The following is a 20,696-nucleotide window of genomic DNA, read 5'->3' on the forward strand; positions in this document are numbered from 1 at the left end:
TTACTTAAAAGTTCAGCAATAAAAAAGCCACCCTAAGGTGGCTTTTTTATTGCGCTTTATAAAAGCTTATTCTTCATCTTTCTTGTCTTCAGCAGGAGGTAAATCCTTCACTGCTTCAGCAATCAGACCAAACATATAGTTACCATATGCATTGGTTTTGTCGTAATGGAAACGTAGACGAGGTGTAATACGTGTCTTGATTCGACGACTCAGTTCATGGCGCAGGAACCCTGATGCCTTATTCAGGACATCGAGTGTTTCTTTATTTGCGGCTTCACTTTGCTCATCACCAAGTTCACGACCCATTACTGTGACATAAACTTCTGCATATCCTAAGTCTGGGCTCACCTTCACGGCTGAGATGGTCACCAGACCACCCAGACGTGGATCTTTCAGCTCCTGACGGATCAGTTCAGACAACTCGCGTTGTACCGTATCCGCCATACGCTTCAGACGTTGACTACCCGCCATTAAAGACTCCGTTTAATCAATTGCACATCATACACTTCGATCTTGTCGAGAGGTTTGATGTCTTTATAGCCTTTCACCGCAAGACCACATTCCATACCGGCACGAACTTCTTCCACCACTTCTTTGTAGCGACGAAGAGATTCAAGCTCACCCTGGAAGATCACCACGTCATCACGTAATACGCGAATCGGTTTGTTACGGTGTAATACGCCTTCAAGTACCATACAGCCTGCTGCAGCACCGAATTTGCTTGAGTGGAACACTTCACGTACTTGAGCAACACCCAAGATTGTTTCGCGGTGTTCAGGAGCAAGCTTACCGCTCATCGCTGCTTTCACGTCATCAATCAATTGATAGATCACTGAGTAGTAACGAATGTCGATACTGTCTGCATCTGCTTTTTGACGTGCAGTATTGTCGGCACGTACGTTAAAGCCCAGAAGAACCGCTTCTGAAGATTCAGCAAGTGTCACGTCAGATTCAGTAATCGCACCAACACCAGAACCAATGATACGTACTTTTACTTCATCAGTTGAAAGCTCAGCCAATGCAACATGCAGCGCTTCCAATGTACCGCGTACATCAGTTTTTAATACCACATTGACGATCGGCACATCTTTTTTGCCCATAGACGCCATGATGTTTTCAAGACGCATTGCAGATTGACGTTCAAGACGTTTTTGACGTTCACGATCCATACGCGCATCGGCAACTTCACGTGCTTTCTTCTCGTCATTCACAACCAGAACTTCGTCACCTGCCATCGGCGCTTCTGGAAGACCCAGAATTTCGACTGGAATCGAAGGACCTGCAGACTTGATACGCTTACCGTTTTCATCGGTCATGGCACGAACGCGGCCATAAGACGAACCAGCAAGTACCAGGTCACCTACTTTCAGCGTACCGTTTTGTACAAGAATAGAAGTTACTGCACCGCGGCCTTTATCAACACGCGCTTCAATCACAACACCTTGTGCCGCACCTTCTTCAGACGCTTTCAATTCAAGCAATTCAGACTGAATTAAAATCAGGTCAAGAAGTTCGTCAATACCCGCGCCAGTATGTGCAGATACTTTCGCGACAGGAACGTCACCGCCCCATTCTTCAGGTACGATTTCTTTGGTGGTCAATTCATTCAATACGCGATCTGGATCAGCAGAGTCTTTATCCATCTTGTTGATTGCAACAATGATTGGCGTACCCGCTGCACGTGCGTGATCGATTGCTTCTGCAGTTTGTGGCATCACGCCATCATCTGCTGCAACAACCAGAACTACGATATCAGTCGCTTTGGCACCACGTGAACGCATTGCAGTAAACGCTGCGTGTCCCGGAGTATCAAGGAATGTGATAATACCTTTATCCGTGGTTACATGGTAAGCACCGATATGCTGGGTAATACCACCTGCTTCGCCTTGCGCCACTTTGGCACGACGAATACGGTCTAGAAGCGATGTTTTACCATGGTCAACGTGACCCATGATAGTCACAACTGGCGCACGAGTAGTTTGCGCACCACGTGCTTCTTCAGCCTGTTCAAGCAGGTTATCTTCAACTGCAGTTTCAGAAACCAGTACCGGGTTATGACCCATTTCTTCAACCACAAGTGCCGCGATTTCCTGATCGATCGCCTGGTTTTGAGTAACCAGTTCACCCATTTTCATCAGTGACTTGATGACTTCACGAACCTTAACCGCCATTTTCGCAGCAAGGTCAGCAACGACAATCGTTTCACCGATTTCAACGTCATAAACCTGTTTTTTCACTGGTTTTTCAAAACCATGCTTATTCGCTTGGCTAGATTTCAAACCACGTTTGTGTGAGTTATCACGGAAAGACTGCTCTTCACCACGACGACCACCTTTTTTCGGTGAACGTGTATTTGAAGTGTTAGTACCACGTTTAATTTCGCGGTCTTCTTTCGCAAATGAGTCTTCATATGCCTGGCCAACTAGACCAGCAGCAAGTGGAGAATCATCAATCACACGAATGGTTGCAGTGGTATCTTCAGAAGAATACTTCGATGCCATCTTGCGCATTTGCTCAAGGGTACGTTGTTGTGCTTCTTCAGCTGCCTTGCGACGTGCTGCTTCTTCAGCTGCTTTTAATTGAGCTGCTTGAGCTTCACGCGCTTTTTTCTGTTCTGCTGTTTCAACTTGTTTAACCGCTGCTTTCACAATCGGTTTGTTAGTTGATTTGCGTTTTACCACAACAGCTGCTTTAGGTGTTTCCTGTTTCTCAGTTTCTTGTTTCTGAGCTGCACGCATTGCTTCTAGGGCTTTGCTTGCATTGTTTGTACCTGATTTAGGTGCATCAGCAGATTTTTTAGCTGGAGCTGACTTCTGTTCAGCTTCTGCTTTCGCTTGCTGTTCAGCTTGAGCCTTCGCTAAAGCTTCTGCTTTAATTTGTTCCGGGTCTGGCTTGACGAATGTATGTTTCTTGCGAACTTCTACATTAATCGTTTTCGCCTTACCTGAAGTACTTGCCACTTTAGCAGTACTAGTCGTTTTACGTTTCAACGTGATTTGTCCTGCATGGCCATCCGAACCTTGTGTCTTTTTCACATGATTCATTAAGCGGTCTTGTTGTTCGGTGGTAATAATATCGTCAGCTTTACGCTGTGGTAAACCTGCCTCACGAACCTGCTCTAGGAGCTTATCAACATGGCGACCCACGCTGAGTGCTAACTCTTTAATCGACTTGTCCGTCATATACTACCTCCTAGTTAAACCATGATTCGCGCGCTTTCATAATAAGTTGACCGGCCTTCTCAGCACCGAGACCTTCGATATCTTCGATATCATCAGTCGCTTGGTCAGCTAAGTCATCTACGGTTACCACACCACGAGCTGCGAGAGCTTGCGCGATCTCTGCTGTCATGCCTTCCATTGCAACAAGTTCTTCACTTGGCGCTTGTACGTTTTCTTGCTGTTGTAATGCATCAGCAAGTGCAATTTCTTTCGCACGGCTTTGCAGTAGTTCAACCAGTTCCGCATCCAGTTCGATTTCATCAAACGTTTCTGGCGGTACGTAAGCAATTTCTTCAAGCGAGGTGAAGCCCATTTCTACCAACGCCATCGCCAAATCTTCAGCAATATCCAGACGTGTAACAAACATGTCCAGGTATTTTTGTGCTTCGCTTTGCTGACGTGCGTAGTATTCTTCTTCCAGCATCATGTCCAGCTTGTAGCCAGTCAATTCAGATGCCAGACGAACGTTTTGACCTTGTGAACCAATTGCACGAGCTAGCTGATCACTAGTCGCGAAAATGATGTCTGCAGTACGTGCATCTTCATCGATGACAATACTAGATACATCTGCTGGTTCTAATGCGCTTGCGATATATTGCGCAGGATCATCCGACCAAACCACCACATCAATACGCTCGCCATTGAGCTCTTGCTGTACAGCCTGGATACGTGTACCACGCATACCAATACAAGCACCCACCGGGTCAATACGGTGGTCGTTGGTTTTCACTGCAATTTTAGCACGAACACCCGGTTGACGAGCTGCGGCCTTAATTTCAATGATTTCTTCAGAAATTTCAGGGATTTCTTTTTTCATCAATGCAATCAGCATTTCCGGTTTAGCACGTGACAACAATAACTGTGCACCACGGCCTTCACGGTTAACGCTATATAGAATCGCATTTACGCGTTGTTTCGGGCGAAGGATTTCCTTCGGAATCATCTCTTCACGTGCCAGATACGCTTCTGCGTTGTCACCCAAGTCAATGATAAAGCCATCTTTGGTTTGTTTTTTCACTTCACCGTAGATCAGCTCACCGACTTTAGATTCATAAGCATCGGCAACCAGTGCACGTTCTGCTTCACGGATCTTCTGTACAATTACCTGTTTCGCGATCTGAGCAGCAATACGACCGAAATCGATTGATTCTACTTCCAGTTCACGGATATCGCCAATCGACCATTGTGCCGGATCCACATCAGAGATCGCATCCTGACAAGCAGGCATTTCATGATCTTCATCAGCCACCACTTCCCATTGACGGAAAGTACGATAATCACCAGTTTTACGGTCAATTTCTACACGAAGACGAGCTTCTTCCGAGTGAGTCCCCTCGTAGAATTTCTTCTTAGTCGCTGCAACCAAAGCTTGTTCTAGCGCTTCAAAAATTGCTTCACGACTTACACCTTTTTCGTTACTAACCGTTTCAACGACGGTAAGAATTTCACGTGCCATAAGTCACCTATTCGTTCAGATTCTTATTAATTGAATTAATCTTGATAGACCAAGTTTGCTTTATCGATATTGTGACTGTCGATATCCAAAATCTGTTGCTTTTCTACTTCAACTTGAATCATTTCATTTTCAAGGTCAACTGCAACCAGTTTTGCCTGGAATTTACGACGGTTATCGACGGCACTGATCAAACGCAGCGCAACCGTTTGTCCGGTATAGTGAGCCATCTGCTCCAGCTGGAAGAATGGACGATCCCAACCTGGTGAAGACACTTCAAGCGAATATTCACCTGAGATTGGATCATGTACATCCAGGATCGCGCCGACTTGCTGTGTGACACGCACACAGTCCTGAACCCCAATACCACGACCCTGCTCTTCTTCGCCATCTTCATTGACAACAGGTGCTGCATTTTCATCGACCGGTTTGTCGATATAGATCCGTAATAATGAACGTTTGCCTTGTGGCAGGAATTCAATCCCCCACAGATTTACATCACAGGCTTCAACTGCTGGTGCAATCAAGTCCTGAAGTGCTTGAGTTTTATTTGATAGCTTCATTTACTCTCGTCATCTGGTGCGATTTTATGATCTATTTGACCACTACAAACCAATACAAACTATAGTAGTAGTGAAACATGGAGATTTGACCAAATATTGTCGACACTACACGATAGCCAATAAAAAAGGGCGTAAATCGCCCCAATTAATACACAATTTGAACTTTTTTCAAATCCCACTGTGCAAAAAGGCCCACCATAGTTGTGAGCCTCTTTTAAGAAACTTGGTAGCGGGAGCTGGATTTGAACCAACGACCTTCGGGTTATGAGCCCGACGAGCTACCAGACTGCTCCATCCCGCATCAACGTGCAAAAATTATATACAAAAGATGCGAACTTTTCAATCACAACCACATCATTCTGCATATTTGTTATCTGTTACTGAAAAATTGGTAGCGGGAGCTGGATTTGAACCAACGACCTTCGGGTTATGAGCCCGACGAGCTACCAGACTGCTCCATCCCGCATCAGCATACAAATAACATTCAGCTTAACATTCTATCATTAAACCGCCTTTAAAGTTTGCATCTTTAAAGGATTGGTAGCGGGGGCTGGATTTGAACCAACGACCTTCGGGTTATGAGCCCGACGAGCTACCAGACTGCTCCACCCCGCAACAACATGCAAATAATCCTTCTCAACTTAAATCAGATTTAAGCTGCCTTTTAAAAGTTTGCGTCTTTAAAAGAGGATTGATTGGTAGCGGGAGCTGGATTTGAACCAACGACCTTCGGGTTATGAGCCCGACGAGCTACCAGACTGCTCCATCCCGCAACAACAGAAGTTTTTTAGCTGCATACACCAACTTATGTTCTGGATTATAAGTTGGTGCGGAAGGGGGGACTTGAACCCCCACGCCCGAAAGCACTACCACCTCAAGGTAGCGTGTCTACCAATTCCACCACCACCGCAGCTGTGACGCATTCTAGTCGCATCACTGAAAAAAAGAAAGGTTTAATTAAAATTATTCGGTCGTTTGTGGTGCAGTTGGTGAAGTTTCAACCGGTTGTGCAGGCGCAGTTGGAGCTGATTGAATTGAAGACAAGCTGTACGCATCAGTGGTCTGTTTCTTGGCAAGAATCGCCAAAGTAATACTGGTTACAAAGAACAATGCGGTAAAAACTGCCGTCAAACGGGTCATGAAATTACCCGAACCCGAGGCACCAAAGATCGTTGCCGCACCGCCACCACCGAATGATGCACCTGCATCCGCACCTTTACCATGCTGAACCAAAATCAAGACAATCATCAAAATCGCTAAGATAATATGTACTACCAGCACAAAAGTTTGCATGCTGAACTCCTAATTATTGTGTATTTGCAAATGCTTGAGCAATTTGATGGAACGACTCAGCATTGAGTGATGCACCACCCACCAATGCCCCGTTAATGTCAGGACAGGCTGCTAACTCTACTGCATTTTCCGGTTTTACACTACCACCATATAAAATCGCCATAGTCGCAGCATAACCTGTAATCTGGCTCAAGCCCTGACGGATCTGGGCATGCATGGCCTGCGCATCTTCCGGAGAAGCTGTTTTACCGGTACCAATGGCCCAGATTGGCTCATAAGCAATCACGATATTTTTCCACTGCTCGCCTGCAACCACAGTCGCGATATCACAAATCTGTTGCAGAACCACTGCTTCTGCCTGCCCTGCTTCACGCTGTTCCAGACTTTCGCCCACACAGTAAATTACGGTTAAGCCGGCATTTAAGGCATTCTTGATTTTAGCATTTAGAATCTGTGAACTTTCAGCAAAAATTTCACGACGTTCAGAGTGTCCAATCAATACATAGCGAATCTGGCTATCAGCCAATAATTCAGCACTTACTTCCCCGGTATAAGCGCCTGTACCTGAAATACGTGATACATCTTGTGCTACGGTATATACAGGGCGATTTGCAGAAGCAAATGCAGTTTGAATTTGAGTTAAGGCAAGGGTTGTCGGTGCCACACCCAAATGACATTTCTCTGTTGAAACTGGTGCAGACTCAAGCAAGTCTTTGAAATTTTGAACCAAAGCCTGGGCATCTGCTTGCATTGGATTCATTTTCCAGTTGCCCACTACCCAAGGGGTAATCGTCGAAACCGACATAAATAACCTATTTCACTGACATATCTTGAATTGGGCACATTCTACACGGAATTGTAAAATTTAAAGAATAGTTTTATTCATCCTATTTCTCAGTTTAGACTATTCAAAATGGATATTTTTTGTTATCACTGAAAAAAATACCCGGTTCTTCCGACCAGTTCAAGCTTTTACTGAATATCAGGAAGATTACAGCATTCTCAGCTATGGTATTTTTGTATAACAAACGTATAATTTTAGAATAGCAAATTAAAAAAATTGAATTGATAGGCATATTGAAGCATGACAGCATTGCAGGGGTCACCAAGATTTACGGGGTTTATTCGTCGCCTGGTCGATGAAGGGGTATTATCGGCTGAAGATATGCGGACTGCTTTAGCCAATGCGAAACAAGAAAAAACAGATATTGTGGCCTATTTGGTCAGTCATCATAATCTTTCCCCTACCACCATTGCCGAAACGATCTCAGTAGAATTTGGTGAGCCTTTATTTGATATTGGCGCTTATGATCCAGGACAAATCCTGCGTGAAGATATCGATGAAAAGCTAATTACCAAACATCGAATTTTGCCAATTTATAAGAATTCCAATGTTCTTTATGTTGCCACGAGCAATCCAACCAATATTGAAGCAACGGATGCCATCCGCTTTGCAACCAAACTGAATATCGAAACTGTTATTGTTGAACACAATAAACTTGAAAAACTGATTGAGCAAAACTTTACTGAAGAAAGTACTTTTGATTTTGATGATGATTTCGATCTGGATGTCGATGTCGACACAACCGATCCAAATAAAGAAGAAGACGAAAAAGACAAAAGTGAAGAAGCCCCGATTGTTAAATATATTAATAAATTACTGATTGATGCCATTCGTATGGGGGCATCAGATTTACATTTTGAACCTTATGAAAAAATGTATCGGGTACGCTATCGTGTTGATGGAGTCTTACGTCAAATTGCAACACCGCCGCTACAACTAGCAAACCGTTTGGCGTCACGTTTAAAAGTTATGTCGCAAATGGACATTTCTGAGAAACGCGTGCCTCAAGACGGCCGTATTAAATTAAAGCTTTCAAAAAACAAAGCTATCGACTTCCGTGTTAACTCACTCCCTACCCTGTTTGGTGAAAAACTGGTTCTACGTATTCTAGATCCATCCAGTGCCATGCTGGGAATTGATGCTTTAGGTTATGAGCCTGAGCAGAAAGAACTATTTATGGAAGCCCTAGATAAACCGCAAGGGATGTTACTGATTACCGGTCCTACCGGTTCTGGTAAAACCGTATCGCTTTATACGGGCTTAAACATCTTAAACCGCGAGGATACCAATATTTCTACTGCGGAAGATCCAGTCGAGATTAACCTGCAAGGGATTAATCAGGTGAACGTCAACAATAAAGTTGGCCTGACTTTCGCAGCGGCATTAAAATCCTTCTTGCGTCAGGATCCTGATATTGTCATGGTCGGTGAGATCCGTGATCTGGAAACAGCTGAAATTGCAATCAAGGCAGCCCAAACAGGCCATATGGTGATGTCAACTCTGCACACCAACAGTGCTCCGGAAACTTTGACCCGTTTACGTAATATGGGCGTACCTTCTTTCAATATCGCGACTTCAGTCAATCTGGTGATTGCGCAGCGTCTGGCCCGTCGCTTGTGTTCACAATGTAAAAAACCGGCTGACATTCCAAAGCAAAGCTTACTGGAGATGGGCTTTACCGAAGCAGATTTACAAAGCCCTGAATTTCAGATTTATGAGCCAGTCGGCTGTAATGAATGTCGTGAAGGTTATAAGGGCCGGGTCGGTATTTATGAAGTTATGAAGGTAACACCTGAGATTTCAAGAATTATTATGGAAGATGGCAATGCCATTGAAATTGCTGAAGCTTCCGCACGTGCAGGATTTAACAATTTACGCCGATCAGGGTTAGTGAAGGTTATGCAGGGGGTGACTTCTTTACAGGAAGTCAATCGTGTAACCAGCGAATGATCGTGCTGAATATAAAATAAGGATAAAGCTATGGCAGCAGTAAAAAAAGGCCAGATGACACCGATCTTCAGTTATGAAGGGGTTGATCGCAAAGGCGCCAAGATCAAGGGGGAATTGCCGGCACGAAATATGGCCTTGGCAAAAGTGAACTTGCGCAAACAAGGCATTACGATCAAAACCATTCGAGAAAAGAAAAAAAATATTCTCGAAGGTTTGATGAAGAAAAAAGTTTCTACACTGGATATCACTATCTTCACCCGTCAGCTCGCCACTATGATGAAAGCTGGGGTACCGTTAGTTCAGGGCTTTGAAATTGTTGCGGAAGGTTTGGAAAATCCTTCTATGCGCGAGGTTGTGCTTGGAATTAAAGGTGAAGTCGAAGGCGGGAATACTTTTGCCGGAGCATTACGAAAATACCCGCAATATTTTGACAACCTATTCTGTTCTTTAGTTGAATCTGGCGAACAATCTGGTGCTCTGGAAACCATGCTGGATCGTGTCGCGATTTATAAAGAAAAAAGTGAGCTGTTAAAGCAAAAAATTAAAAAAGCCATGAAATACCCAGCTACAGTAATTGTAGTAGCTGTGATCGTCACAATTATCCTGATGGTGAAAGTAGTTCCTGTATTCCAGGACTTATTCTCTTCATTCAGTGCAGACTTACCTGCATTTACTAAAATGGTAGTCAATATGTCCGAATGGATGCAAAAATATTGGTTCCTTTTGATTATTGGAATTGGCGTAGTGATTACTGCTTTCCTTGAAGCGAAAAAGCGTAGCAAAAAATTCCGTGATTTACTGGATAAGGCCGCGCTCAAAGCACCCATCTTTGGTGATCTGGTCTATAAAGCGATCATTGCCCGTTATAGCCGCACTCTCGCCACCACTTTTGCTGCCGGTGTGCCATTAATTGATGCGCTTGAATCGACTGCTGGTGCAACCAATAACGTGGTCTATGAGGAGGCGGTATTAAAAATCAAGGAAGATGTTGCGACAGGTCAACAGCTTCAATTTGCCATGCGTGTCACCGATAAATTCCCCTCTATGGCCGTACAAATGGTTGCAATTGGTGAAGAATCAGGTGCATTGGATGCCATGCTGGATAAAGTCGCAACCCATTATGAAAATGAAGTCGACAATGCGGTTGATGGTTTAACTTCCATGATGGAGCCCTTGATTATGGCAATTCTTGGTGTCCTTGTTGGTGGCCTTGTTATCGCAATGTACCTTCCAATTTTCCAAATGGGTTCCGTGGTTTAATGCAAGATTTTATTTTATATTTCAGTCAAAACCCAACTGCGCTTTATCTCGCAGTTGGGCTTTTTAGTCTCTGTATTGGTAGCTTTTTAAACGTTGTCATTTATCGCACACCTAAAATGATGGAACAGGAATGGCGTACAGATTGCCAACTGTTTTTGCATCCAGATCAGCCCATTATTGATGAAAGCAAAATTACTTTAAGCAAGCCAGCTTCAACCTGCCCGAAATGTCAGACTCCTATTCGCTGGTATCAAAATGTTCCAGTGATTAGTTGGATTTTATTACGTGGTAAATGTGGTAACTGTCAGAATCCTATCAGTATCCGCTATCCATTTATTGAGCTTTTGACAGCTGCTTGTGCACTGATAGTGGTGGCAGTATTCGGACCTACTATACAGATGCTGTTTGGGCTGGTTTTTACCTATGTCCTGATTGCCCTCACCTTTATTGATTTCGATACCCAGTTATTACCCGATCGATATACCCTGCCGCTGGCTGCACTCGGCCTGGGTATTAATAGTTATGCGATTTATACTACCCCTAATTCTGCCATCTGGGGCTATATCATTGGCTTCTTATGCTTGTGGGTGGTGTACTATCTGTTTAAGCTGGTAACCGGCAAGGAAGGTATGGGCTATGGAGATTTCAAACTGTTAGCGGCCCTAGGTGCCTGGATGGGGCCTATGCTCCTACCACTCATTGTATTATTGTCATCATTGGTGGGTGCGATTATTGGGATTATCCTGCTTAAAGTTCGTAAAGAAAATCAGCCCTTTGCCTTTGGCCCTTATATTGCCATTGCCGGCTGGATTGCCTTTTTATGGGGTGAGCAGATCATGAAAATCTATTTAGGTCAGTAAAGTGAAATTTGTACTCGGTTTAACTGGTGGAATTGGTAGTGGCAAGTCTGCTGCCAGCCAATGGTTTGAAGCTCAAGGGATTGCTGTCGTAGATGCAGATATTGTTGCCCGTGAAATCGTTGATATCGGTCAGCCAGCCCTACAGCAGATTCAGCAAGCTTTTGGCGATTGGGTTTTGCTTGAGGATGGCTCATTGAATCGCCGTGCTTTACGTGACCATATTTTCCAGTCTCCAGAAGCAAGAAAAACGCTGGAAAATATCACCCACCCTGCTATTCGCACTTCAATTATTCAACAGTTGCATGCAGCACAAAGTCCTTATGCGATTTTAGTGTCTCCTTTATTGTTCGAAACCAATCAGCATGAACTGACACAACATACATTATTAATTGATGCCGCGATTGAACTGCAAATTCAGCGGGCTTCGCAGCGTGATGGCCAAAATGTAGAGCAAATTCAGAAGATCATTGCCGCACAAATGCCGCGTGAACAAAAGTGTGCCATGGCTGATGATATTGTGCTGAATGATGGTGAGCTGGAACATCTTTATGCCCATCTTACGCCTTTACATGAAAAGTATCTTAAGATGGCTGCTCAAAATCATTAACCCGAACTCAGTCAGAGTTTAAATAAAAAGCAGCCCTGTTAGGACTGCTTTTTTTGTTGTTCCAGTTTTTGGCTGAGACTGTCTTGATGCATCAGCCAGCGCCAAGGCTGTATGGCACCAATTGCCATACCTACCAAACCAGAGACAATCGCGAGACTTAGAGGCTCATTTAATAACGGTACAGCCAGTATGGCAGCAATAAATGGCGCCAGGGTTACAATACTGCCCGCTTTAAAAGCACCTAAACGTTTAATTGCTTCTACATAGGTTAATGTTGCTACAATCACCACAAAAATACCGTGAAAGAGCACTTGGGAAGCCATTTGCCAAGGTTCAGCAGCCTCCAGATGTTTGGGGAAGAATATCAGATAAAGGGGCACATAAACGATAGCTGACCAGATCGCCACACTGGCCATGGAATGCCAGGCAGAGAGTTTCCATTGACGTAGCAGTACAGTGAACACACCCCACCACATCGCACTGATGAAAAATAGCAGATCGCCTAATCCCAAGGCCACACCGGACTCCCGGAACATTAGCCAGCTCATACTGCCAATCGCAAGCAGCATAATCACCATACTGATCCAGGTATGTCGGTCAAACCCCTGTTTAAATAACACAAAAGCAGCCACTGCGGTACAAAGTGGAATACAGCCATTCAGAAATACGGCAGCATGAGCTGCAGGTGCATAATGGAAAGCGGTATAAGCAGTCAGGCAATACCCCACCCCGCCAATCATGGCTAAGAGAAAGGATTTCTTACTCCACAAAAAGGCTGTGTCCTTTTTATAAATCAGGACTGGCATCAGAATCAGAAAAGCCAATAGAAAACGTAATCCCACCAGATCCCAGGCACTAATCCCCCACTGGGCACTTAAGCGCGTGCTTAAGGTAAAACCTCCCCAAATACACATGGTAATTAAGACAAAGGCATAACCTTGCGTTCGGGGAGACATAGACTTCTTCTTTAACAGTATTTAGGTAAATAATAAAAAGGACTTAAGCTTGACGCTGACGACAGGCTTCATAAAGAGCCATCCCTGTTGCCACGCTCACATTCAGACTTTGCAGATTTCCTGTCATCGGAATATAAACCGTCTGATCACATTGGCTTTGGGTAATTGGACGCAAACCGGTATCTTCCGCACCCATCACCACGCATACACCTGTACCAGTAAAATCAAATTTCTGGATAGGTAAAGCTTTTTCATCCAGCATCGTACCAACCACACGTACATTAAATTCATCTTTGATTTGACCCAAAGTACGCGCCAGATTGGTCACCTGAATAAACTTCACTTTTTCTGCACCACCCGCTGCCACTTTACGTGCAGTTGGCGTCAGGCTTGCTGAACGGTCACGCGGCACAATTACAGCCGCTACACCCATCGCTGCGGCAGTACGAATACAAGCACCCAGGTTATGTGGATCAGTTACCTGATCGAGTGCTAATAAAAGTACTTGAGAATCTTGCTTCAATAGATCTTCCAGATCCTTTTCATTTAAGGTTGGATGCGGGCGAACTGCCGCTACAACGCCTTGGTGAAAAGGCAAACCAGCCAGTTTTTCCAGCTTGTCACGACTAGCCTGCTGGACACTAATGCCAAAAGGCTCAGCCAATTCCAGTACACGTTTCAGGCGCTGATCATCACGGCCTTTCAGGGTAAAAAGAGTCAAGACACGTTCAGGCTCAAGCTCCAGCAGTGATTCTACTGAATGGACGCCATAATAATACTCAGGTTTAGCCATGAACGACCTCGAAAATAAATTGGGAAATAGGCAGCAAAAGAAAAATCCTGCAAAGCCAACTTCACAGGATTCCGTATCAAGCTTAGTTTAACCGATTCAGAACAAAATTTCTTGATCGGCTACAGCTCATCTGTAGGTCTGTTTAGCCTTCAAAATGGCAAACATAGTCCAGCACGTCATCAGTTTCGATTTTGAAACGGCTATTGCCTGGCACATAGAAAGACTGACCAGCACGGAACAGTTCTTTTTCTTCGCTGTCAGCGATTTGTACACGGCATTCACCTGAGATGATTTCCATACGCTCAGGCACATGTGTTTCAAAAGTTAATGCATTTTCTGAAGGTAAAATTACCCCTAAGGTTTTTTTAGTGCCATCTTCAAATTGCACCACATGGCTGATGCATAACCCGCCAAAATACACATTCGATTTTTTAAGTACTGATACATGATCAAACTGAGCTGACATGCCATTTCTCCAGATAAAGCATTTTGTAATATTTTGATTGCTGTAGTTTAAATGTGCACCCGCAACTAATCAATCGAAGTTTATCGGACTTGAATGAAATTATTGGGTGCCCCTGCTTGCCTTGATTCCAGCCTGTTTGAGTGATTTCGGCAGATCTTGGAAAATGCCGTGATTTTTCTCGCCATTTATAAGCAAAATATATTCCGACCTGATTTAATTTAAATTTCAAGCATGTCAGAAAAATGAAAATATCTTTTGTAACTTCAGTGGCCTAATCTTGGTTCCTGTGACACAACATTCAAATAAGCGTGTATTAATCCCTGAAATTTAAGATAGAATGAAATCGATTTATCCTGATTTATAATAACAGCCGCGTTGCTAGACTGAAGCAACTGACATGCTATTTCACTCAAACTTTTCGCAGCCCGGATGCGTTTATGCTGACACATTTAACTCTGATCAATTTTGCTTTGGCCGAGCATCTTGCTATTGATATTGATAAAGGTTTTAACGTTCTTACTGGTGAAACCGGTGCAGGTAAATCCCTGTTACTGGATGCCCTGTCTGCCTGTCTGGGTGAGCGAACCGATACCAATTATGTGCGTTATGGCACCGAAAAAGCCGATGTAACCGCAACCTTTAGCTATCAGGAAGACAGCCCTGAGGCGAGCTGGTTAAAAGAGCATGAACTCGATGATGAGTCAGGGGAAATTCATTTACGCCGGGTGATCTTTGCCACGGGCCGCAGTAAGGCTTGGATCAATGGCCGGCCCAGCAGCCTGTCTGAACTGAAAGAAATTGGCCGACTACTGGTCCAGCTTTATAGCCAGCATAGCCAGCAGCAACTTCTAGAACCGCCTTATCCCAAACACTGGCTAGATCGTTATAGCAATTTTTATGCACCAGCTCAGGAAGTACGTGATGCTTATAGCACCTGGCATAAAAATATTCGCCAGCATCAGGCCGCGCTGGATGCACAAGCAACCCGTAAGCAACGTATGGAAACTCTGGAGCTACAACTCGAAGAACTGGAAGAAGTCGTCCAGACGGATTATCAGGAAATTGAGCAGGAATTTGACCGCCTTTCACATCATGAAGCGATTATGCAGGATTGTGTCTATAGCCTGAATGGCCTGGATGAAGGTGAACAGAATATTTCGCAGGAACTGGCTTCAATCTTACGCCGTATGGAATCGCATGCCGGTCGTAGCGAGCAGCTTTCCCAGATTTATACTTCATTGCTGAATGCCCAAAGTGAACTCGAAGATGCGACGGCGACCTTACGCCAGTTTATGGATCGGCAAAGCTTTGATCCGGAACGTATGGAAGAACTGAATTCCAAACTGGAAGTATTTCACCGTTTAGCACGCAAATACCGCACCCAGCCAGAATTGCTGAAAGAAGAATATGAGGCCTGGCAGGCTGAGCTTGAGCAGCTGCATCAGCTGGAAGATCCGGAAACTCTGGCTGAACAAGTGGAAATTTCTTATCAGGAATTCTTAAACAAAGCACAATATCTGGATCAGATTCGCCGTGATGCAGCCGAACCGCTGGCGAAGAAACTGACCGAACAGGTGAAACAGCTCGCACTACCAGAAGCGCATTTTGAATTTAAATTTGAGCCTTTGGAACATCCATCGAGTGAAGGTTTGAGTTTTATTCAACTTCTATTTACTGCCAACAAAGGCATTCCAGCGCAACCTCTGGCACGCGTGGCTTCAGGCGGTGAATTATCCCGTATTGCCTTGGTGATGCAGGTGATGAATGCAGAAAAAACTGAAGCTGAAGTACTGGTCTTTGATGAAATCGACGTTGGGATCAGTGGCGGAACTGCGGAAATCGTGGGTCGCTTATTGGCTGATCTGGCACAGCATGTACAAATTCTATGTATCACCCATCAGGCGCAGGTGGCTGCACAGTCCGATCAGCATTTACTGGTGAAAAAGCGCCAGACTGATCCGGCCAGCAGTACCATTATCAATCTGGAAGAAAGTGAAATTGTACAGGAACTTGCACGTATGACGGGTGGCGTGGAAATTAATGAAACCACCTTGCAGCATGCACGTCAGTTAAGACAGTTAAAGTTTCAGCAAGCATGAATTATGCTTAATAAAAAATCCCTGACTAGTGCAGGGATTTTTTATGAACAGCTTTTAGTTTAAAACAACTTATAAAAAATTAATAAAAAATAAAGCACTCCGCTTTAAATATAAAATTTAATATTTTCTTCTATTTAATTATTTAGTTTGATTATTAAACAATTAAAAATATATAAACTTATTCCTTCTTAAATTTATTTTATATTCTTAGTCGATAATAAATGAACCCTAGAATTTACCATTCAATAAAATAAAATAAAACTGATTTTATTGATTTATTGAAAAAATAAAAAATACCTATTTGTAGTTTTTTTATACTCAGCATCTACAAAGCTAAGTTGTCAGTAGTGCATTTTTGTGGGATAAGTAAATAAAGGAATAGACAATTTGCAGAATTGAAAATCCAGTCTTTTGCCCTGATAAATCATCTACCACGATCACAAACGATATAGACTTTTGGAGAGCCGCTCAGGTGACTAAACAATATCTGACTCATCGTTGTCTGATTGCGCCACCCCATGCAAGTGACGATTTTTTTGCCCACACGGTCATTTATCTGGCCCGTCATGATGAAGATGGCGCTCAAGGGATCATTATTAACCGCCCTGCTGGCATTCAAATTAAAGAATTGCTGAATGATCTGGATATTGAAGCGGATAATGTCAATCCCCATGAAGTGTTGCAAGGTGGACCTTTGCGACCAGAGGCTGGTTTTGTCCTGCATACCGGTCAGCCGACCTGGCATTCTTCTATTGCTGTGGGTGAAAATGTTTGTATTACCACATCTAAAGATATTCTGGATGCGATTGCGCATAATGAAGGTGTAGGCCGCTATCAGATCGCATTGGGTTATGCCAGCTGGGGCAAACATCAGCTTGAAGAAGAGATTGCCCGGGGTGACTGGCTAATCTGTGAATCCGATATGGACCTGATTTTTAACTTACCTTATAACGACCGCTGGGATGCTGCCTATAAAAAAATGGGCGTAGACCGAACCTGGTTATCTTCCGAGATTGGACATGCCTGATGTAAACGCGCCAAACACTATTATGACGTTTGATTTTGGTACACAGAAAATGGGAATGGCAGTCGGTCAATCCCTGATTGAAAGTGCCAATCCCCTCCCTTTATTTCCCATGAAAGATGGGATCCCGAACTGGGATGAGTTACTGAAAATCGTAAAAAGCCATCAGCCAGGCTTATTTTTAGTTGGTCTGCCACTGAATATGGATGATAGTGAATCTGAACTGTCGACACGGGCACGTAAATTTGCCCGCCGTTTACGTCATCAGACCAATATTGAAACCTTGATGGTGGATGAACGCCTGACCACTCGTGAAGCACGGGATGAACTGGATCATTATCAGGCTCAAGGTCGCGGCAAAAAATTGTCAGCGGACAGTATTGCTGCTGCCCTCTTGATTGAAAGCTGGTATCGGCATCCGGTTGGACTACAACCTTAAATTTCTTTTTGAATATCAGCCATAGCATCTTTCGAGATGCTATTTTTTTTGAATTAAAGAATCTCTTTTTTAGTTCATTGGGATACTTTCAATCTAAAAGAATAGAGTGCCTTCATCAATCATTTTTTAATCATAAAACAATGACCAAAGAAATTTCCTCATCCTCACTTTCTCCCTGAGGGAGAAAGAATTTTAAATACTAATGAACTAATATTTTTTGTTTTATCAAAGATAATTTAATTAAGGAAAAAAATAACGAAAAGTCAGGTTAATTCTGGGTTCCAAAACCCGAGTCGTTTTCCGGATGCAATGTTTCCAGTAGTGTTGGGTCTGTCCACGCATCACAATCAATTGACCACTTTGCAAAAGTAGATCTACTGTTTTATTTTCTGTCTTATGTTTAAAGCTCATTTTGCGGGTTGCCCCCAGACTGAGGGATGCAATCACATTTTCGCGGGACCCCCCTTGATATAAAGCCGCCTCATCATCACTATGCCAGCCCAGACCTTGCGAACCATCTTCATATAAATTGGCCAGGCAGGAATTAAAGGAATGACACACCAATTTTTCAATATGCTGCTTTAACCGAAATAGCCCCGGTGTCCAGATATGAGCTTGTTTAAAACTTCCGGAATAATGATACTGATAGTGTTCATCACCATACCAGACGACTTTTCGTCCAGTAATATAATGCTTACTAAATAAAGTGACTTCATCCGCTTGCCAGGCTAGATGAGCTAGAAAATGCTGCAAATATTGCTGGCTCTGCTGCTCATTTAAAATCTGCCCATAATCCTCTACCACCCCATCAATGGGTAATAAATTCACTTGAGGTTCTGGCGCAAACAGGTCCAAAGTCATTTTAAAATCAGTCTAAAATTTACGATATCTTGCTGAAAAGACTGAGACTTATCCAGAAAAATTACAATCTAATTTCACAAATAAATACAACATTTGCTCTTGTGAGTACCTCTATTCCTGCCTAGACTAAATTCAACTTTGACAATAAAAATAATTGCTTATGAATTTATGGCAGCTGTTTTTAAAACTTCGTCCCTTTGTCAGCCCTTATCGACTTCTGGTGATTGCGACCCTCATTCTGACCCTGATCGGTTCCTTTACTGCTCAGGTCAATGCACTGACCCTGCAATATGCAGTCGATAGCATCAATGCACTGCTGGAACAAGGACAAGGGCTAGATGAAGGTTGGCATATCTTGATCACTATCTCTGCCATCTTACTCGGTAAAGAAGTGGTGAATGCACTGGTCCAGTTTGGGCAGAAGTTTTATGGAGAAAAGCTGCGGATTTTTATTTCCCAAGACCTGGCTCAAGGCATTATTGAAAAGTTTTTAAAATACCGGCTGGCTTTTTTTAATCAGGATAATAATCAGGCTGGAAAATTACAGACCCGAATCGACCGCGGAATTGGCTCCCTCACCCGACTGGTTCAGATCTTTTTTATTGATATTTTTCCTCTGTTTACCAGTGCAATTGTCGCGCTAGGGCTGATGTACTATGCCAATTTTTATGTCGGACTGGTCGCCACAGCGATTGTGCCGATCTACTTCTGGCTCACCTATAAACAGGCACAAAAACTCGGTGGATGGCGCCGTAGTCTGAGAGATGGCCGGGAAAAAAAGAGCCAAGGGATTCTCAGTATCATCAATTCAATTACAGTCATCAAATCCTTTAACCGGGAATCAATTGAATCAGACAAGCAGCTGAGCTTGCAGCGTGAACTGACCGATAACCAGATGAAAACCCGGCAAACCAGCTTCCTGTTTGATGGCTTAAAAACCTTTATTGAACAGATCGGCATAGTCCTGATTATTATTCTGACCTCCTATTTTGTACTGGATGGCCAGATGAGTATCGGCATGATCATGTACCATGTGCTGCTCTTTAATAACGTCTCTGCCCCGATTCGCTCGTTGCACCGGATTTATGATGAAGTGAATGATGCCATGATCTATTCAGAAAGCTTCTTTAATATTCTGGAAGCGGATGCTGAAATTGAGCAAAGCGGACAGCAAAAACCGCCAGTTAAAGGCCGATTTGAGCTAAGTGGCGTGAATTTTTATTATCCGAATGAGCATCATGCTTTAAAAGATATCAATATGGAAATCCGTCCCAATACCATTACCGCACTGGTAGGATTATCAGGAGCTGGAAAATCAACCTTGATCAGTCTGCTCGATAAATTTTATGAACCACAGGAAGGCCAGATCAAGCTGGATGGGATCGACTTAAAAGATTATGACACTCAATATCTGCGTGATCATATCGGATTAGTATTACAGAAAAATCATATTTTCCAGGGCACAATTTTTGACAATATCCGTTATGGCAAAACCAATGCCAGTATGGATGAGGTGATTGCAGCTGCTCAAAAAGCCTCAATTCATGAACAGATTTTACAGCTACCGGATGGTTATGATTCCGATGCCCTGCAACTGTCCGGCGGTCAGCAACAGCGGATTGCCATCGCACGGATGTTCCTGAAAAACCCGCCGATTATTTTTCTGGACGAGCCGACGGCGAGTCTGGATGCCATTGCGACAGAACAGATCAAACAGAGTCTGGATCAAATCAAGCAAGGCCGTACCGTGATTATTATTTCGCATAGCTTGTCTCAGATTATTGATGCAGACTATACCTATGTGATGAAAGAAGGTTGTATTGCCGAACACGGTGAACATGACGCGCTTTATCATCAGGACGGCGTGTATAAGGAAATTTTCGATGCAATGGCCAAGAGCCTGAATATTGAAAAAATTGCCAAGACTTTTGAAGATGATGCAGAGGAAGAAACGCATAGTTAGCTCTTCATTAGACTATCCCTAAAAAATAAAAGCGGTCTTTAAAG

General features: G+C 43.6%; 18 protein-coding genes and 5 tRNA genes. 8 read left to right on the forward strand and 15 right to left on the reverse strand.

All coding sequences use genetic code 11. The annotated features are described in order from the left end of the window. Nucleotides 1-66: 66 nt before the first annotated feature. From G5T77_RS01510 to tpiA, 11 genes are all read right to left on the reverse strand, one after another. Complete coding sequence (locus G5T77_RS01510) at nt 67-471, reverse strand: ribosome-binding factor A (protein ID WP_004810065.1); 405 nt, start codon at nt 469-471, stop codon at nt 67-69. After that, on the reverse strand, nt 471-3,182 hold the full coding sequence (gene infB / locus G5T77_RS01515; protein WP_166136385.1) for a translation initiation factor IF-2: 2,712 nt from the start codon (nt 3,180-3,182) through the stop codon (nt 471-473). The genes G5T77_RS01510 and infB overlap by 1 nt, the downstream gene beginning before the upstream one ends. Before the next feature lie 10 nt (nt 3,183-3,192). After that, nucleotides 3,193-4,677: a transcription termination factor NusA gene (gene nusA / locus G5T77_RS01520; RefSeq protein ID WP_004787201.1), complete on the reverse strand. Its 1,485-nt coding sequence runs from the start codon at nt 4,675-4,677 to the stop codon at nt 3,193-3,195. Nucleotides 4,678-4,712: 35 nt separating this feature from the next. Then, the gene (rimP, locus tag G5T77_RS01525; RefSeq protein ID WP_166136388.1) at nt 4,713-5,237 is read right to left on the reverse strand and encodes a ribosome maturation factor RimP; all 525 of its coding nucleotides are present in this window, start codon (nt 5,235-5,237) and stop codon (nt 4,713-4,715) included. Between the two features lie 224 nt (nt 5,238-5,461). Further along, a tRNA-Met gene (locus tag G5T77_RS01530) sits at nt 5,462-5,538 on the reverse strand. Nucleotides 5,539-5,626: 88 nt separating this feature from the next. Next, a tRNA-Met gene (locus tag G5T77_RS01535) sits at nt 5,627-5,703 on the reverse strand. Nucleotides 5,704-5,775: 72 nt separating this feature from the next. Beyond that, nucleotides 5,776-5,852: transfer RNA gene (locus tag G5T77_RS01540), tRNA-Met, on the reverse strand. An 81-nt stretch (nt 5,853-5,933) separates the two neighbouring features. Further along, nucleotides 5,934-6,010 (reverse strand) — tRNA-Met (locus G5T77_RS01545). 52 nt (nt 6,011-6,062) lie between these two features. Then, a tRNA-Leu gene (locus G5T77_RS01550) sits at nt 6,063-6,147 on the reverse strand. Nucleotides 6,148-6,200: 53 nt separating this feature from the next. Then, nucleotides 6,201-6,530 (reverse strand): preprotein translocase subunit SecG, encoded by a 330-nt coding sequence (gene secG / locus G5T77_RS01555; protein WP_004787204.1) that lies wholly within the window; start codon nt 6,528-6,530, stop codon nt 6,201-6,203. 13 nt (nt 6,531-6,543) lie between these two features. Then, a complete protein-coding gene (tpiA, locus tag G5T77_RS01560; RefSeq protein ID WP_166136391.1) occupies nt 6,544-7,335 on the reverse strand; it encodes a triose-phosphate isomerase in 792 nt (263 codons plus the stop codon). Between the two features lie 279 nt (nt 7,336-7,614). Between tpiA and pilB the strand changes: the two genes are divergently transcribed. From pilB to coaE, 4 genes are read left to right on the forward strand one after another with little or no spacing between them, the layout of a single operon-like run. After that, nucleotides 7,615-9,324 carry a type IV-A pilus assembly ATPase PilB gene (gene pilB, locus G5T77_RS01565; protein ID WP_166136394.1) on the forward strand — a complete coding sequence of 570 codons (1,710 nt, stop codon included), beginning with the start codon at nt 7,615-7,617 and terminating at the stop codon, nt 9,322-9,324. Nucleotides 9,325-9,354: 30 nt separating this feature from the next. Further along, nucleotides 9,355-10,584, forward strand: coding sequence for a type II secretion system F family protein (locus G5T77_RS01570; protein ID WP_166136397.1), 1,230 nt, complete (start codon nt 9,355-9,357; stop codon nt 10,582-10,584). Then, nucleotides 10,584-11,444, forward strand: coding sequence for an A24 family peptidase (locus tag G5T77_RS01575; RefSeq protein ID WP_166136400.1), 861 nt, complete (start codon nt 10,584-10,586; stop codon nt 11,442-11,444). Before G5T77_RS01570 ends, G5T77_RS01575 begins: the two co-directional genes overlap by 1 nt. Nucleotide 11,445: 1 nt before the next feature. Beyond that, nucleotides 11,446-12,051 (forward strand): dephospho-CoA kinase, encoded by a 606-nt coding sequence (gene coaE / locus G5T77_RS01580; RefSeq protein WP_166136403.1) that lies wholly within the window; start codon nt 11,446-11,448, stop codon nt 12,049-12,051. A 38-nt stretch (nt 12,052-12,089) separates the two neighbouring features. Here the strand turns inward: coaE and G5T77_RS01585 are convergent, their stop codons facing one another. From G5T77_RS01585 to G5T77_RS01595, 3 genes are all read right to left on the reverse strand, one after another. Then, nucleotides 12,090-13,007: a DMT family transporter gene (locus G5T77_RS01585; RefSeq protein WP_166136406.1), complete on the reverse strand. Its 918-nt coding sequence runs from the start codon at nt 13,005-13,007 to the stop codon at nt 12,090-12,092. Between the two features lie 43 nt (nt 13,008-13,050). Further along, nucleotides 13,051-13,800, reverse strand: a complete 750-nt coding sequence (rlmB, locus tag G5T77_RS01590; RefSeq protein WP_166136409.1) for a 23S rRNA (guanosine(2251)-2'-O)-methyltransferase RlmB — start codon at nt 13,798-13,800, stop codon at nt 13,051-13,053. 142 nt (nt 13,801-13,942) lie between these two features. Then, nucleotides 13,943-14,266 (reverse strand): pyrimidine/purine nucleoside phosphorylase, encoded by a 324-nt coding sequence (locus tag G5T77_RS01595; protein WP_004787221.1) that lies wholly within the window; start codon nt 14,264-14,266, stop codon nt 13,943-13,945. 437 nt (nt 14,267-14,703) lie between these two features. Here G5T77_RS01595 and recN point away from each other — a divergent pair, with 437 nt between their 5' ends. The 3 genes from recN (at nt 14,704) to ruvX (ending at nt 17,828) form a co-directional block, all read left to right on the forward strand. Next, the gene (gene recN / locus G5T77_RS01600; protein ID WP_166136412.1) at nt 14,704-16,365 is read left to right on the forward strand and encodes a DNA repair protein RecN; all 1,662 of its coding nucleotides are present in this window, start codon (nt 14,704-14,706) and stop codon (nt 16,363-16,365) included. A gap of 472 nt (nt 16,366-16,837) precedes the next feature. Beyond that, nucleotides 16,838-17,392, forward strand: coding sequence for a YqgE/AlgH family protein (locus G5T77_RS01605; RefSeq protein ID WP_004787233.1), 555 nt, complete (start codon nt 16,838-16,840; stop codon nt 17,390-17,392). Beyond that, the gene (gene ruvX, locus G5T77_RS01610; RefSeq protein ID WP_166136415.1) at nt 17,385-17,828 is read left to right on the forward strand and encodes a Holliday junction resolvase RuvX; all 444 of its coding nucleotides are present in this window, start codon (nt 17,385-17,387) and stop codon (nt 17,826-17,828) included. Before G5T77_RS01605 ends, ruvX begins: the two co-directional genes overlap by 8 nt. 240 nt (nt 17,829-18,068) lie before the next feature. Here ruvX and G5T77_RS01615 read toward each other — a convergent pair whose 3' ends face one another. Beyond that, nucleotides 18,069-18,689, reverse strand: coding sequence for an alpha-ketoglutarate-dependent dioxygenase AlkB (locus G5T77_RS01615; RefSeq protein WP_166136418.1), 621 nt, complete (start codon nt 18,687-18,689; stop codon nt 18,069-18,071). Between the two features lie 160 nt (nt 18,690-18,849). Here G5T77_RS01615 and G5T77_RS01620 point away from each other — a divergent pair, with 160 nt between their 5' ends. After that, entirely contained in the window at nt 18,850-20,652 is a 1,803-nt protein-coding gene (locus G5T77_RS01620) for an ABC transporter ATP-binding protein (RefSeq protein ID WP_166136421.1), read from the forward strand. Nucleotides 20,653-20,696: the final 44 nt, after the last annotated feature.

This window comes from Acinetobacter sp. GFQ9D191M, from assembly GCF_011174875.1.
GTDB lineage: Bacteria > Pseudomonadota > Gammaproteobacteria > Pseudomonadales > Moraxellaceae > Acinetobacter.